Source organism: Parapedobacter indicus (assembly GCF_900113765.1).
GTDB lineage: Bacteria > Bacteroidota > Bacteroidia > Sphingobacteriales > Sphingobacteriaceae > Parapedobacter > Parapedobacter indicus.
Map to the genome: position 1 here is coordinate 115,895 of NZ_FOQO01000006.1, position 15,615 is coordinate 131,509.

The 15,615-nt window shown below is 46.5% G+C and carries 14 protein-coding genes; 8 read left to right on the top strand and 6 right to left on the bottom strand.

The genetic code is table 11. The features are described from left to right. Positions 1-69: 69 nt before the first annotated feature. Together BMZ56_RS13260 and BMZ56_RS13265 are read right to left on the bottom strand one after the other, a co-directional pair. Positions 70-822, bottom strand: a complete 753-nt coding sequence (locus tag BMZ56_RS13260) for an ABC transporter ATP-binding protein (protein ID WP_090627473.1) — start codon at positions 820-822, stop codon at positions 70-72. A gap of 19 nt (positions 823-841) precedes the next feature. Continuing rightward, positions 842-1,576, bottom strand: coding sequence for an MlaE family ABC transporter permease (locus BMZ56_RS13265; protein WP_090627475.1), 735 nt, complete (start codon positions 1,574-1,576; stop codon positions 842-844). 143 nt (positions 1,577-1,719) lie between these two features. Between BMZ56_RS13265 and BMZ56_RS13270 the strand changes: the two genes are divergently transcribed. Genes BMZ56_RS13270 through ispG form a run of 5 tightly spaced genes read left to right on the top strand, consistent with a single transcriptional unit; the run spans position 1,720 to position 6,635 of the window. Next, positions 1,720-2,439, top strand: coding sequence for an SDR family NAD(P)-dependent oxidoreductase (locus BMZ56_RS13270; protein WP_143072921.1), 720 nt, complete (start codon positions 1,720-1,722; stop codon positions 2,437-2,439). Positions 2,440-2,451: 12 nt separating this feature from the next. Then, positions 2,452-3,015, top strand: coding sequence for a PspC domain-containing protein (locus BMZ56_RS13275; protein ID WP_090627480.1), 564 nt, complete (start codon positions 2,452-2,454; stop codon positions 3,013-3,015). A gap of 9 nt (positions 3,016-3,024) precedes the next feature. After that, positions 3,025-3,978 (top strand): toast rack family protein, encoded by a 954-nt coding sequence (locus BMZ56_RS13280; RefSeq protein ID WP_090627482.1) that lies wholly within the window; start codon positions 3,025-3,027, stop codon positions 3,976-3,978. Then, entirely contained in the window at positions 3,978-4,592 is a 615-nt protein-coding gene (locus tag BMZ56_RS13285; protein WP_090627484.1) for an RDD family protein, read from the top strand. The genes BMZ56_RS13280 and BMZ56_RS13285 overlap by 1 nt, the downstream gene beginning before the upstream one ends. Positions 4,593-4,628: 36 nt before the next feature. Next, positions 4,629-6,635 carry a (E)-4-hydroxy-3-methylbut-2-enyl-diphosphate synthase gene (gene ispG / locus BMZ56_RS13290; protein ID WP_090627486.1) on the top strand — a complete coding sequence of 669 codons (2,007 nt, stop codon included), beginning with the start codon at positions 4,629-4,631 and terminating at the stop codon, positions 6,633-6,635. Positions 6,636-6,670: 35 nt separating this feature from the next. Here the strand turns inward: ispG and BMZ56_RS13295 are convergent, their stop codons facing one another. From BMZ56_RS13295 to BMZ56_RS13305, 3 genes are all read right to left on the bottom strand, one after another. After that, complete coding sequence (locus BMZ56_RS13295) at positions 6,671-7,183, bottom strand: T9SS type A sorting domain-containing protein (RefSeq protein WP_090627489.1); 513 nt, start codon at positions 7,181-7,183, stop codon at positions 6,671-6,673. 210 nt (positions 7,184-7,393) lie between these two features. Then, on the bottom strand, positions 7,394-9,085 hold the full coding sequence (locus tag BMZ56_RS13300) for an amino acid permease (RefSeq protein ID WP_090627491.1): 1,692 nt from the start codon (positions 9,083-9,085) through the stop codon (positions 7,394-7,396). Between the two features lie 68 nt (positions 9,086-9,153). Next, positions 9,154-9,828, bottom strand: coding sequence for a hypothetical protein (locus tag BMZ56_RS13305; protein ID WP_090627493.1), 675 nt, complete (start codon positions 9,826-9,828; stop codon positions 9,154-9,156). A 110-nt stretch (positions 9,829-9,938) separates the two neighbouring features. On the opposite strand from BMZ56_RS13305, the gene tyrS reads away from it, so the two are divergent. Continuing rightward, entirely contained in the window at positions 9,939-11,222 is a 1,284-nt protein-coding gene (tyrS, locus tag BMZ56_RS13310; RefSeq protein ID WP_090627496.1) for a tyrosine--tRNA ligase, read from the top strand. Between the two features lie 221 nt (positions 11,223-11,443). Further along, positions 11,444-11,995 carry a hypothetical protein gene (locus tag BMZ56_RS13315; protein WP_090627498.1) on the top strand — a complete coding sequence of 184 codons (552 nt, stop codon included), beginning with the start codon at positions 11,444-11,446 and terminating at the stop codon, positions 11,993-11,995. Between the two features lie 168 nt (positions 11,996-12,163). Here BMZ56_RS13315 and BMZ56_RS13320 read toward each other — a convergent pair whose 3' ends face one another. Beyond that, a complete protein-coding gene (locus tag BMZ56_RS13320) occupies positions 12,164-12,904 on the bottom strand; it encodes a DUF4397 domain-containing protein (RefSeq protein ID WP_090627500.1) in 741 nt (246 codons plus the stop codon). A 122-nt stretch (positions 12,905-13,026) separates the two neighbouring features. Here BMZ56_RS13320 and BMZ56_RS13325 point away from each other — a divergent pair, with 122 nt between their 5' ends. Further along, positions 13,027-15,615, top strand: a complete 2,589-nt coding sequence (locus tag BMZ56_RS13325; RefSeq protein ID WP_090627503.1) for an FtsK/SpoIIIE family DNA translocase — start codon at positions 13,027-13,029, stop codon at positions 15,613-15,615.

Consider the following 15,615-nt stretch of genomic DNA (forward strand, 5'->3'; position numbering starts at 1 on the left):
GATATAGGTGGTTTCACGCAGAGAACGTCAAGGATTTCGCAAGTACGCACCGTTGTGTGAACCTACGTATCAAAACCGCTCCTTGGCTGCCTTCATAAAAGGACTCGCGAAAACGAAATTATTTAACTCTTCCACATCCGTATGGGCGATTTCCTTGTTAGACCCTTCCCACCATTTCTGGCCTTTATAGAGAAAGAGAATGTAATCCCCGATCCCCATTACCGAATTCATATCGTGGGTCACGACAACCGTAGTACATTGATATTCATCCGTCAGCTCTGAAATCAGCTCGTCAATCAGAATGGCCGTTTCGGGATCAAGGCCCGAGTTTGGTTCATCAACAAACAGATACTTGGGGCTCATGCTGATGGCCCGGGCTATCCCCACACGTTTTTTCATCCCCCCTGAAAGCTCTGCCGGATACAGTTTATTGCGACCTGCGAGGTTTACCCGCTCCAGGCAGTAGTTGGCCCGATCTACCTTCTCACTCCGGCTCATCTCGCTGAACATTTCCAGCGGAAAGATAATGTTCTGCTCAACGGTCATCGAATCAAACAATGCGGAATTCTGAAACAGCATCCCAATCTCCTTCCGGATGGGGATCCGTGCTTCGAAGTCCATCCGCGTAAAGTCTTCTCCGTTATATATTACCTTACCCTGCTCCGGAGCATGCAACCCAACCATGCATTTCAATAATGTGCTCTTGCCCGACCCCGATCCCCCAATGATCAAGCTGATTTTACCGGGTTCAAACTTGGCATCTATGCCCCTTAATACATGGTTATCGCCGAACGATTTATGGATATTTTGAACTTCTATCATATGAAGTAACGGTAACTAGCTAAAGCATCAATGCCGTGACAATGTAGTCGGCGACCAAAATAGAAATACAGCTGATGACTACTCCACGGGTGCTGGCTTGCCCGACTTCCAAGGCTCCACCCCGCACATAAAAACCCTTGAAAGCCGAAACCGATGTGATAATAAACCCAAATACAAATGCCTTGACTAGGGCCACCGCGACGGTATAACCCCTGAACCCATCCGTGATACCGTTTAGGTAATCCGCCGGTGTGACCGCACCGGAAAGGGATCCCCCCAACAGTCCACCCATCAACGCCAGGAAAATAGACATGATCACCAGCACCGGAATCATCGTAATACCCGCCAATATTTTGGGGAGAATCAGGTAACCGGGCGCATTGATACCCATAATTTCGAGTGCATCAATCTGTTCGGTAACACGCATGGATCCAATTTGGGAGGAGATGGATGACCCCACTTTTCCGGCCAATACCAATGCCGTAATCGTAGGACTTAATTCCAATATACTCGAGTCGCGGTTAATCTGCCCGATGACGGAGGTCGGAATCAAATCTGAAACCAATTGAAAGGCAATTTGCATAGTCATTACCGCACCGACAAATGTAGAAATGATGGCAATCAATCCCAACGAGCCTACCCCAATTTCATTCATTTCGTGAATGATTTCCTTCCAATAAATTTTCCATTTTTCAGGCCGTCTAAATACCGCTCTCAGCAGTAATAAGTATTGACCGAAGTAGGTAAAAAACATAATTCGCTATCCAACGTTAATCAACAGGCGGCAAGCAATACCGGCTAAATATACACGTTTTACCGATATGAACGAAAATAAGCGCCCCATTGTTTGACCTACTCGCTGATAAACTTCTTAACTTTGACATCAAACGCATTGCCATGCCACTTTTTACTGATAAAACTGCGCTGATAACGGGCGCAACCAAGGGAATGGGACTCGCCATTGCCGAAAAGCTTGCTGAATGCGGCTGTAATTTGTTATTGTCCGCCCGCAACCGTGAATCGCTTGAAACACTGAAGATCCGGCTAGAAGAAAGCAATCCGGACATTACCGTGCAGTACTTTGCTTGTGACTTTGGGGATAATGAACAGCTAACAAAGCTGATTCATTGGGTAGAAGAGCGAATCCTTCGTGTAGATATCCTCGTGAACAACGTGGGCATATTCAGACCAGTTTCCTTGCTAAATGAATCCGATGAAGACTTCGATCTGCAAATGCAGATCAATTACCGTACCCCCCATCGGTTGTCCCGGTCGGTTGCCCGTAGTATGTGCAAAAACCGCAAAGGTCACATTTTCAATATCAGCTCTATAGCAAGCAGAGAGCCCGTTTCATCTGCTGCCACCTACACTGTAACAAAATATGCGGTGCGGGGTCTAACTCAGGTATTGCGGGATGAAGTTAGGCCATATGGAATAAAGGTGACTGAAATCATACCCGGTTCTACATTGACGGCTTCATGGGAAGGAACAACGGTTCCTGCCGATCAGTTTATACTGCCAACAGACATCGCTACAGCGATTGTAACCTGTCTGCAGGTAAGCGTAGGCGCCCACGTGGATGAAATCGTGATAAAACCTCAATATGGTAACAGCTAAAATGGATGGATCATGGAAAAAAAACTTCAACGAATCCCCCACGAAGGAGCAGTGGCTGGTGTTTGCGCAGGATTAGGTGTCTATTTCGGAATAGATAAAACCTGGGTAAGGCTGGCATTTGTACTTAGCGTTTTCTTTTCGGGTTACATGGGTATCGGGCTATTAGGACCGATTGTTTATATTGTTTTATGGATTGTTCTTCCTGTAAAAGCATTCTCGTTGCCACAAGACCCGTTCGATGTAAACTACCGGGAAAAAACAGACCCAGCATTCACAACTTATCCCCCCTATACACCGAAAACTCCCAACAGAGGAATTTCAAAAGACAGATACATAGCCGGATTAATTCTATTAGCGGTAGGAATATTTTTCCTACTCCATCAATTGGATGTGTTTTACTGGCGCGATTTTGCCCGCTATTGGCCGGTACTCATCATCCTCATGGGATTAGCAAGCATTGTAGGGGCCTTCAACAGCAGGCAACCTATCTTTCGGCGTGAAAAAGAAAACAGGCCGAGCCAAGAACCCGAACAGCCGATAGATGGTAGCGACGAAGAACATTCTTACACGAAATGAGCCAAGATCATGAATAAAGAAAAATTGAGTTGGGGACTTATCCTACTGTTTGTGGGGGGTGTCCTGTTACTGAACAACTTAGATATCATCAATTTTTACTGGCGATCGGTATTCAGTATGTGGCCAGTGATCCTGATTGTCGTTGGAGTAAATCTATTAGTGCCACGGCGGGGTATCGGAAATGCCGTATCCATTGTCGTTACGATAGCTGCTTTGGCTTTTCTCGCTTACCGTGGCATGTTTCCTCCCCGCAGCGACTGGTGGGTATTCGACAACAAAAGCTGGCATAACGAAAGCAGACCATCGGCAACCGATGGAAAGCGATTGGAAAAATCCGATCAAACATTTACCCATGACTATGACGCTACAGTGACCACCGCACATCTTACGATTAAGGGAGGAGCCGTAGAATATGAGATCGAAGGCCTCACCGACAAACTGTTCAGTGCCGAGGCAACGAGTACAATTGGGACACATTATTTAGAAACCACAACAAATGGTTCCAATGCAAACCTCACCTTCCGAATGACGGATCAGAAAAAGGGCAATTGGAATGTAAATGGCGATGAAAATTGGGCTAAAATCAGTTTAAATGTTAACCCTATTTGGCATATCAACCTTGATATGGGTGCCGGATCGGCCGAGTTTGACCTGACAACGTATAAAGTAGCCAGCCTGCATTTTAAAGGGGGGGCGGCCTCTTTTGAAGCCAAAATGGGTATGCCTTTGGAAGAAACGGTCATTACCGCAGAATCGGGTGTGGCCAGTGTCGAAATTGAAATCCCGAAAGCCGCTGCATGCCGAATTGTAATTAATTCCGGTCTTTCCTCACGAGATTTCCCGGGCTTTACGAAACAAAATGACGGCTCATATATAACCGAAGGGTTCGATCGTGCTAGCAACCGGTTTACCGTGAATCTAAAGGGCGGGCTTTCCTCCTTTACCGTAAAACGGTATGACTAATGAATCCTTCCGATCAATATGAGGTGGTTATCCAAGGAAAACCCAAAGGACCGTTTTCGCTGGAGGAATTGCGTGCGATGAACCTCCACCCTACGGACTTTGTAAAACCGGTAGGGCACCCCGAATTTAAAGAACTGCGGGAACTGGAGACGCTCAGCAACCAATTGAACGTTGTCCATCAATCCACAGCGCCGCAATATTTCGCTTCACTGGATATGCGCCTGCTTTCTACGGCTATTGATTATTTCTTCGCATTTTGTGGCTATGCAGTCTTGGCTGCCATCTACCTCGGCGGCACCGCAAATGACCAAACACGCATTCCCACGCTTATCATGGGCCTTTCACTTGTTCCCATTTTCAAGTTTATTGCATGCGTTATTCTAGAAGGTTCCAGGAAACAGGCATCCATCGGCAAAATGCTTATTGGTGTGAAGGTAACCGATGAACAGGGCAAGCCGGTTGGCTATGGCAGGGCGCTGGCGCGTAACCTAGCTAAACTGGTCGGTGTTGCAACACTGGGCTTCGGCTTCCTTTCGGGTTTCTTCGACCGGAGACAACAATGCTTACACGACAAAATTGCAGGTACACTGGTGATTAAAGATCGGTTAATCTGAATATATTAATCATTATCCCTAACTTTGTAACCGGATATGGATACAAAAACAGGAAACATCTTACCGGGAGGTTATTGTCATTCGTTGACCGAATATTCCAGGTGGCATACCCGCGAAGTGGCCATTGGTGACGTACCCTTGGGCGGCAAGAATCCCATCCGTATCCAGAGCATGACCACCGTCGATACCATGGACACCCTAGGTTCTGTGGAACAGACCATTCGTATGGTAGACGCAGGCTGCGAATACGTACGTATTACTGCACCCAGTATCAAAGAAGCGTACAACCTAGCTGAAATTAAAAAAGAGCTTCGCAAACGGGGTTATCCTGTTCCATTGGTTGCGGATATTCACTTTACTCCCAATGCGGCGGAAGTGGCCGCGCGCATCGTCGAAAAAGTACGCATCAATCCGGGCAATTATGCCGATAAAAAGAAATTTGATCAACTCCATTATACCGAAGCGGAATACAGCGCCGAATTGGAACGGATTTACACCAAATTCGCGCCGCTTGTAAAAATCTGTAAGGAATACGGCACAGCCATGCGCATTGGCACGAACCATGGGTCTCTTTCGGACCGCATCATGAGCCACTACGGGGATACGCCGGAAGGTATGGTAGAGTCTGCAATGGAATTTATCCGTATCTGCGAAGACCTCAGTTATTTTGACCTCGTTATTTCCATGAAATCCAGCAACCCTCAGGTGATGGTGCGTGCATACCGATTGTTGGTGGAAAAAATGGTAGCCGAGGGAATGAACTATCCCCTGCACCTCGGTGTTACTGAAGCAGGAGACGGTGAAGATGGGCGTATCAAATCCGCTGTAGGCATTGGCACACTTCTCGAAGATGGGTTGGGCGATACGGTCCGTGTGTCATTGACCGAAGAACCCGAATTTGAAGCCCCCGTAGCCATTGCATTAGTAAACAGGTATACCAACCGTCAACGAGAGACCGCCGTTCAAAAAGCAATGGATAACACGCTCCCAGTGCCCATGGCTCAACCCGTTATCCAGCCTTACATGACTGCCGAAACGAATGCATTTATAGGCGGTTCACTGGTACCACGGGTTGTCGTCGACATTTCTCAGACAGCACTAAAGGACCCCGCAATCCTCACGGATGTGGGGTATAAATATGACTGGTTGCTTGACAAATACCATATGGGTGAACAGTCGGTTGATTTTGTTTATCTGGCAGATCAACTCCCCTCATTTACGATGCCTGGGAACCTCAAGCAGCTTTATGATTATCCTACCTGGAAAACCATTAAAAATAAGGCTAATATCCATCCGGTATATACCTTACGAGGGTTTATAGAAGCCGATCTGCGGGATCCCTATCTTAATCTGGTACGGATCAGCTATGCCGATTTGGCCACTTCCGAGTTTGAAGCCCTACCAATCGATAAAACGATCGTCTTTTTGCTGGAAACAAACGTAATCCATGGGATGGCAGACCAACGCCTGTTTTTTGCTGCGCTGTCTGAAATCGGGTTGAATAATCCTGTCATTATCCGCCGGCACTATCCGGCCCAAGAATTTTCTGCAGTGCCGGGCGATTTGATGGATCCGGAAGAACCGCTATCAAAGTTACAGGTTTATGCAGCAACTGATTTCGGAGCACTCCTAGTGGATGGAATGGGCAGTGGTATCTGGATTGATTCGCCCGCCACGCCGATTGACAAATTGGTATCTGCTTCCTTCGGAATTTTACAAGCTACTCGCTCCCGGATTTCCAAGACAGAATATATTTCTTGCCCGAGTTGCGGCCGTACACTTTTTGATCTGCAAGAAACCACACAAATGATACGCAGCCGCACAAACCACCTGAAAGGACTCAAAATCGGGATTATGGGATGTATCGTGAATGGCCCGGGGGAAATGGCCGATGCTGATTATGGTTACGTGGGTGCGGGCCCCGGCAAAATCACGCTCTATCGTGGCAAAGAAGTCGTTAAACGAAACGTTTCTTCAGAAAGCGCCCTGGATGAACTTATCGAAATCATACGCGAAGATGGTCGCTGGTTAGACCCGGAATGAATTTTTGGTAGTATACTCCCCAACGGGGTAAGTTGTTACAAGACAGAGATACGCTTGACGACCGTTTCTGTACCCGCGGATACACGAATAAAATAGAAACCGTTAGTTAATTTATTACTCGTATCGAAGACATGGCTTTGGGAGCCCGCATCAAGTTCTTGATTTAACAAGGTCATCACCTCATTGCCCAATGCATCCATTACCTTAATCGATACCGAGATTTGTTTGCTCAGTCGAAAAGATAAACTGATCTGATCGACAACCGGATTAGGAAATACTTTAACACTGCTCAACAGCTTTTCATTATCCGCAGGATTATTGCCGATACGAAAGGGAAAAAAATTACGTAATGAAGAAAAAAATGACCGTTGAGCACGTTTTTCCGAATCGGACAATAGCAGCGTACTGGATTGGGATTCGCCTTGTTTCGCCACACGTGTGGTATCCGTTGCAGTTGCCACAGAATGCTGCACAGCATTGGCTTCCCCGGCAAAAACCGTAGCGCTTACTGTTAGGATAACAACGATGTGGTGTAAAAACTTTCTCATATATTTCTGGTCAGATTACGGCGAAATGATCTGATTTGACTTAAATTTAATCATTCACCACTCCCAAACCGTATTACAAAGGTAGAATAAAGCGTCTAAACTGTGTAAACAAAGATAGAAGTTTTTTATTAATTTAACAATTTTTAACACGTTTTGACGTTGAAATACGCATAGTACGCAATTCGGCACCTAAAGCAACAGCCATTGATACTATTCCTTGATGCTATTCAACTTGGAATGCCGATAACCGTACCCGAAGTATACCAGCAGGCCGATAAGCAACCATACCAAAAAAATAAACCAGTTGCTCGCACCCAGTTGCGACATCAAGTACAGGTTGATAAGAATTCCCGCAACGGGCAACACCGAAAACCGATGCCTATACCCCAGGATACAAAGTGTGACCCAAACTAACCAAAATACGATGATAAGTATTTTATGTTCTAGGATTTCGGCAACCGACAGTCTGCGCCATTCTGCAATTGTTTCTTGCCCGTATTGGTAAACACTCCATACGGCGATTAATAACCCAATCGTGATCAAATATTTGCCGTTGATATAGGGCACCCTGAAACGGGATTGCCTGGAAATGCCCGTATGGTCCATGTACAGCACGCCGGCACATACCAGAATAAAGGCGAAAAATGTACCTACACTTGTCAGATCCACAAAGAAATCCATTTTGAAAAATAAGGCAGGCACGGCCACCAGAACACCCGTTACGACGGTGGCAAAAGAAGGCGTTTTATATTTCGGGTGGATCGTAGCAAAACGCTTCCAAAGCAGGCCATCCCGGCTCATTGTCATCCAAATACGCGGTTGAGCTAATTGGAAAACCAACAGCGCACTCGTTATTGCAACGACGGAAGTGACGGATACAATTCCTGCCATGTAGTCCAAGCCTACGTATTCAAATACATAGGCCAACGGATCCTTGACATTCATTTCTGTGTAATTTACCATACCGGTCAATACCAAGGTAATTAACACATAGAGCACCGCACAAATCAATAAACATAAAATCATGGCCTTAGGCAGGTCCCGTTGCGGATTTTTACATTCCTCGGCCGTGGTGGAGATGGAGTCAAATCCGATGAATGCGAAAAATACCGCAGCCACACCACTCAATACACCTTCGACGCCGTTTGGTGCAAAAGGGGTCCAATTTTCGGGCTTAACAAAAAAAGCACCACCGAAAATAACGAATAAAATAACGCCTATTTTTATAGCCACCATCACGTTGCTTGCCGTGCGCGATTCCTTAATACCGATATAGACGAGCCAGGTTACCAAAAAGGTGATAAGGCCAGCCGGTAGGTCAAATATTAGGGGAAAATCACCCCATTTAGGAGCCTGTTCATAAGCAGCGGCTGCTCCCCGTTCAATCCCGGATAGCGAATCAAGCCCCTGCGTTTGCATTTTTGCGTAAGCTTCGGTAGCATACCCCGGTGCCATGGTAAGCCATCCGGGCAAATGAATACCGAATCCCTCAAGCATGCTTACAAAGTATTGCGACCACGAAATAGCCACCACCATGTTTGATACGGCATACTCCAGAATAAGTGCCCAGCCGATAATCCAAGCAAACAGTTCGCCAAATGCAACATAAGCATAGGTATAGGCACTTCCTGAGACAGGTACGGTACTGGCAAACTGTGCATACGACAATGCCGTAAACACACAGGCAATCGCTACGAAAACAAACAGCAACGACACCGCTGGCCCACCGTTAAAACTAGCCAATCCGATCGTACTGAAAATTCCCGCACCTACAATGGCCGCTATTCCCAGCGAAACCAGGTCACGGACACCCAATATTTTAGCTAGCCCCCCACTTCCATCAGACTGCGATGCCCGGATAATTTGCGCTACATTTTTTTTGCGGAAAAGTTTATTCGCCATACAACGGTACTATAAAGCCCATTTCAATCGGTCAAACTTAGGGAAAAATACCGAAAGCTTGGATAAGCTTAGGAAAGTTTGGATTGGATCTCCTCAAAAATAAGGGGAAATTCGTCATCGAGTTTCATCGCGTAGTTCGTGATAACTTCTGTGATCCGACTGCATTGATCACCATCCAGTTGCACATCCCATAAGCGACGACAGATTGCGATCATCGCATTGGTGATCTGACCAAACTCACGGTAGCTAGCCATGTATTGCGCACGCATGAAGCTGTTGAAATACGTAAAAAAAAATGTTGTGTCCGGAACATCGCATAATTTCAGGAAACGGTCTGTTACGTCTCGATCCGCCGCGGCCAGGTATTCGTAAAAATCCGATTCGTGCACCCACTTGTGGTGGAGTAACAGGTGGTCAAGGAGCAGTTCCAAAGCAATGTGTGACAAGAACGAGGGGCGGATCACCGTGGTTTCCACAAGCGGGGCAAGCAAGATCCTCAACTGATGGGTGTGATCATAGAAAAAAGAGGAACCATGAAAATAGCGGTCGGCCTCTACGTGCCGCATCCATCCGTGGTAAATATGCTGAAGTTTAGGATTGTTACCGAAACGGTCTTCGTACTTTTGAGGCAAAACATTTACATGCCTGTCGGCATTCTTAATAAGATCCGGCAATATGCACCCGAGCACCAATTCGGGATTATGGCTATAACGTTCGAAGTAATAATGTGAAAGGAAATTCATCCGCCACTTTCCAATTATTGAGCACTTATTGTGCCAAGATAACGAATTTCGCCGATATTCTACTATCTTTGCCGCCGTATTAATCAGGCAATTTAATCGTACAAATAACCATGGGTTTTGTTGATGAATTACGTTGGCGGGGCATGTTGCATGATATCATGCCCGGCACCGAAGAGGAGTTGCAAAAAGGGAAATTGGCCGGATATATAGGCTTCGACCCTACGGGCGATTCCCTGCACGTCGGCCATCTCACGCAATTGATGACATTGATTCATTTTCAGAAAGCGGGACATCGGCCGGTTGCTCTCGTGGGCGGCGCCACCGGCATGGTTGGCGATCCATCGGGAAAATCCGCTGAGCGGAATTTACTGGATGAAGACACCCTGAATCACAACATCGCCTGCCTGAAAAAACAGCTGGCCAAGTTTCTTGACTTTTCAGATGCCGAGCAGGGCGCCATCCTAGTAAATAATTACGATTGGTTCAAAAGTTTCCATTTCCTTGACTTCATACGGGAAGTAGGTAAGCACATCACCGTAAATTACATGATGGCAAAAGACTCGGTCAAAAAACGCCTTGAAGGGGATAATGGATTATCTTTTACCGAGTTTTCGTATCAATTGATACAGGGATATGACTTCTATTACCTTTGGAAGCATCATGGGTGTATACTCCAAATGGGAGGCTCCGACCAGTGGGGCAACATTGTCACGGGCACAGAGCTCATCCGCCGCAAAGACAGTGGTACCGCCTATGCGCTTACGACCAAACTGATCAAAAAAGCCGACGGCAATAAATTCGGCAAAACCGAAAGCGGTGCGGTGTGGCTGGATGCCAATAAAACTTCCCCCTATCGTTACTATCAGTTCTGGCTAAATGCCAGTGACGACGACGCGAAAAACTGGATTAAGATTTTCACATTGAAATCCGAAGTAGAGATTGACGCGCTGATCGCTGAGCACGACGCGGCTCCTCACCTGCGTATCGTCCAAAAAGCCCTGGCTAAAGACATCACCATCCGCACGCATTCCGAAGCGGATTACGAAACCGCCGTGAAAACATCCGAATTCCTGTTTGGCAACGGGTCGTTGGAGTTTCTGGAAGGAATGTCCCATTCGGCTGTATTGGATGTGTTTGATGGTATACCACAATTCCATCTAGCAAAAGATCAGCTGAGCGAAGGCATCGACATACTGGAGCTTTTAGCTGTTTCTTCCTCCATCTTCCCCTCCAAAGGTGAAGCCCGCAAAATGATACAGGGAGGTGGTGTATCGGTTAATAAAATTAAAGTCAATGATAGCAATCAACGGTTCTCACTGGAAAATTTGGTTAATGACAGGTATCTGATCGTCCAACGAGGTAAGAAAAACTACTTTTTACTGATCACCACATAGCCATCCGTCCGCTATTGCCCGCGAAGTCGCAAAACCGCGACTTCGCGAAACCGCTCCCTTATACCTGTAACATACAAACCACTTAGAAAACGACAAGCTCACCTGTAGCATTTTTTCGATTCGATACGTTACCTAAACGTTGATGAACATGTTGGCCGTTTTGCCGATCCTACCCAATTAGCCGCTCCGATTTAATTAACCCGCCATCAAACCTTACAATTATGAATTTACAAAAAGGAACCTTGCTTCTAGCGATCTTCGCCTCACTTGCACCTAGCTGTTCTAAAAGCGACCTGTCTCCCTTGGAGCAACTAACGTTTAAACTGGTCATACTAGACGAAAATGGTGAGAAACGCAACGTATTGAAAAATGGGGGAAATTTTTCCGTCGGCTTTGAGGTAGTCAACCATTCAGATGATTCCGTATCTCTTTCCCACGAAGATGGAAAGAAGCTGTATGAGCAGTTTTATAAACAACGTGATTTCTTAGCGATCTACCGAAAAGAAAGCGCGGAAAATAGTCAGGGGGCTGTGTTTATCGGAAAACCGTATGATTCAAGTGTTGAACTTTATTTTACTGACAACCTCCTGCCGGGCTGCTTTATAGATATTGCTCCGTCGGACCGTCAATACGTCTTTCTGGTTCCATGGACTACCAACCCAGCCAATCAGGCGATCCCAACCGGTAGTTATTATTCGTCTTTCCACGATAAAGTCCTAATAGAAGATGTCGAAATTTCCATTGATACGAAAGTCGAGTTCAAGGTCAATTAAATCCAATAGTTTCCTACGCGGACTCGTTGAGAAACACACTTCGATTTGGGTTGGCTTACTGTATTAAGAACGGAATTCAATAAATTGCACAAAAAAACCGCTCCCGGGGAGGGAGCGGCATCCGCCTCTCGGCAGATTCAATCAACCTAAACTTTATGGAGAAAATCGTTAATGGACAATAATATCATGGCCAAATTCCAACGCTGCATCGCCTTCATTTTCAAGTAGCCCACGCACCCATATGGAATAGATCAGCCCTGCTTTGGGTGTGAATTCGAAGGTGTGAACCACATTACCGCTGCTGTGCTCCTCGAACCGGATCGTATAGGCCTCTCCGCCGTCAACGGCAACGAAATCACTGGCTTCCTTGAACGCTTGGTCAGTGACCATCACCACATCGCCTGCTCCCTCAATCTCGAAATCCAGTGGAGGCGCGTCCGGACTAAGATGTATACATCGAATCTTTGCTTTTCCCCCCTCCGGTGCGGATAAGTCATCGTTGGTCACCACCAATTCGATATCATCTTCACGTCCAACTACATACAGTGAATAAAACTGACCCGGAATAAACTGTGCATTTTCCTTCGCCAGCAGCCCGCTGTTTGTCGTATTCCCCCGCTCAAACACCCTAACCGTCCGCGCACCTGGCCATGCCCGCTTATAGGCCAATGTATCGCGATAGGCAAAATCTTCAACTTCACCGGTCTCCGGAACATAATTCAGCCAACTCTCATTCAAAGCGATATCCAATTGATCCGATCCCGGGACGGCATTCAATGCCCGTACTGCCGAAATCTGATATACGCCATTGTCGTCTTTCAAACAACCACCTAGTGTCACCAATCCAACAGCAAAAATTAAGATGGCAACCGCCCTGCTACTTTTCACTGTTTCGCCAAATCGTCTCATTAAAATTTTACGAATCTAAATACCTCTCTGCTTATCTAAATACATAACGGGTATCACAAACAGAATGCTACAACCTGCGCAAAAAATCCGTAAGTTTGTCTCAAACATAACGTATCGTTTCGATGTCGGGAAAAGGGAATTCATTCAGAAAAAACACACAGCATGATACGGAAGGCAAGCCCTCCCTGCGCAAAAAGAGTGAGCGTAAGCCAAGATCCAATGCCCCATCAAATCACGCACTAGGCAATAAATTGGTAAAGATAATAGGCCTGTTTTCACTCATATTATCCGTATACTTTCTCATCGCTTTTATCTCCTATTTGTTCACCTGGCAAGAAGATCAAAGCTATGTTTCCGCAGCCAATGGCGGGTGGCATACATTATTCAAAACCCGGGAAGAATTTGCCCTGGCGGGTATCGAACCGCCAGTTGTGCAAAACTGGATGGGAAAATTCGGGGCATTGCTTGCTCATCAGTTTATCTATAAGTGGTTTGGCATCGCATCCTTTATTTTTGTAGGCATCCTATTTGTCATTGGATACCGATTATTATTCAAAGTAAAACTTCTGTCTATTTGGAAAACCTTCGGATATTCCGCCTTTACGATCATCTTTCTGTCGCTCACGCTTGGATTTATCCATGGGTTTGTAACCAATTATCCGCACTTTCTTGAAGGCGAATTTGGATTCTGGTCCAATCGATTGCTTGCTGCGCAAATCGGCGTGCCGGGAGTTGGCGGATTGTTGATCTTTACCCTGTTAACGGTGCTGATTGTGTTCTTCAATTTTGACTTCAGATTCAATAATAAAAGCCTTGGGTCTTCCGTATCGCAATCCCTGGAAAAAGAGCCAACCAACCGATCGCGTGATCAAGAGCAGTATGCGCATGAATCTGAGTATCGGGTTGACCCGGTAGAATTTCGGCTAAATAAAAACAGGGAGCTTGCCGAAGAAGAAGTGCCGGCTACCAATCAGTTGAAAACAGCTGCCAGCCCACACAATGACACCGAAAAACTGCAACAGAATTTAACCGCATCCCCGAAGCCGAAACCGGAGGAGGTGAAAGACGGGTTAGATTTTTCAATCGAAAGACCCGAAGAAAAATTAAAAAACGAACTGATTACCCCTCCTCTTACGGTATCTCCTATTAAGGAAGAAAAGCCCAGTACAGCAGATGAATTGGTGGAAAAAGTAGGCCAGTATGACCCAAAATTGGATTTATCCAGTTATCAATACCCTACGCTGGATTTGCTGCGCGATTACGGTTCAGGCAAAATTACCGTCAATAACCACGAACTGGAAGCTAACAAAGACAAAATCGTTGATACACTGGCTAATTACAACATAGAGATCGCAAAAATCAAAGCTACCATCGGCCCCACGGTTACACTCTATGAAATCATTCCAAAGCCCGGCGTCCGCATTTCGAAAATCAAAAATCTGGAAGATGACATCGCGCTGAGCTTGGCTGCATTAGGCATCCGCATCATTGCCCCAATGCCCGGTAAGGGAACCATAGGCATCGAAGTACCCAACAGTCACCCCGAGATGGTTTCGATGCGTTCGGTTTTGGCAACGGAGAAATTCCAACATACCGATATGGACCTGCCCATTGCCTTGGGGAGAACCATCTCAAACGAAGTCTATATTGCTGACCTCGCCAAAATGCCCCACTTGTTGGTGGCTGGGGCCACCGGACAGGGTAAATCAGTCGGCATCAATGCCATCCTAACGTCGTTACTATACAAGAAGCATCCGGCGGAACTAAAGTTTGTATTGGTCGATCCGAAAAAAGTCGAGTTATCGCTGTTTAAGAAAGTAGAACGCCATTTTTTGGCTAAATTACCAGGGGAAGAGGACGCCATCATCACGGATACTAAAAAGGTGATCAACACGCTGAATTCGCTTTGTATCGAGATGGACGCCCGCTACGACCTGCTAAAAAACGCACAGGTGCGCAACCTGAAAGAGTACAACGCTAAATTCATCAATCGTAGGCTCAATCCCGAAGAAGGCCATCGTTACCTGCCATTCATCGTGCTCATCGTCGATGAGTTTGCCGACCTGATGATGACAGCAGGCAAGGAGGTCGAAACCCCTATCGCCCGGCTGGCACAATTGGCCCGCGCCGTGGGCATCCATTTAGTCATCGCTACACAGCGGCCATCGGTAAACATCATTACCGGTACCATCAAAGCCAACTTCCCCGCCCGCTTGGCCTTCCGGGTACTATCAAAAGTAGACTCCCGCACCATTCTCGATTCGGGGGGCGCCGACCAACTGATCGGGCGAGGCGACATGCTGCTAGCTACCGGAAGCGACCTGATACGGATACAGTGTGCATTTGTAGATACGCCTGAAGTAGAAGAGATTTCCGATTTCATCGGTGGCCAACGCGGCTATCCATCGGCATTGCTGCTACCTGAATATGTAGGTGAAGATGGCGAAGGCGGCATCGAAGATTTTGATATGCGAGATCGCGACTCCATGTTTGAGGATGCCGCCCGCCTCGTAGTATTGCACCAACAGGGCTCCACATCGCTTATCCAGCGCAAACTTAAACTCGGATACAATCGCGCTGGACGGATTATTGACCAACTGGAAGCTGCAGGTATCGTAGGGCCATTCGAAGGCAGCAAAGCACGGGAAGTACTTTTCCCTGACGAATATTCATTGGAACAGTTTTTGGATGGGTTGAAGAAAGACGCATAA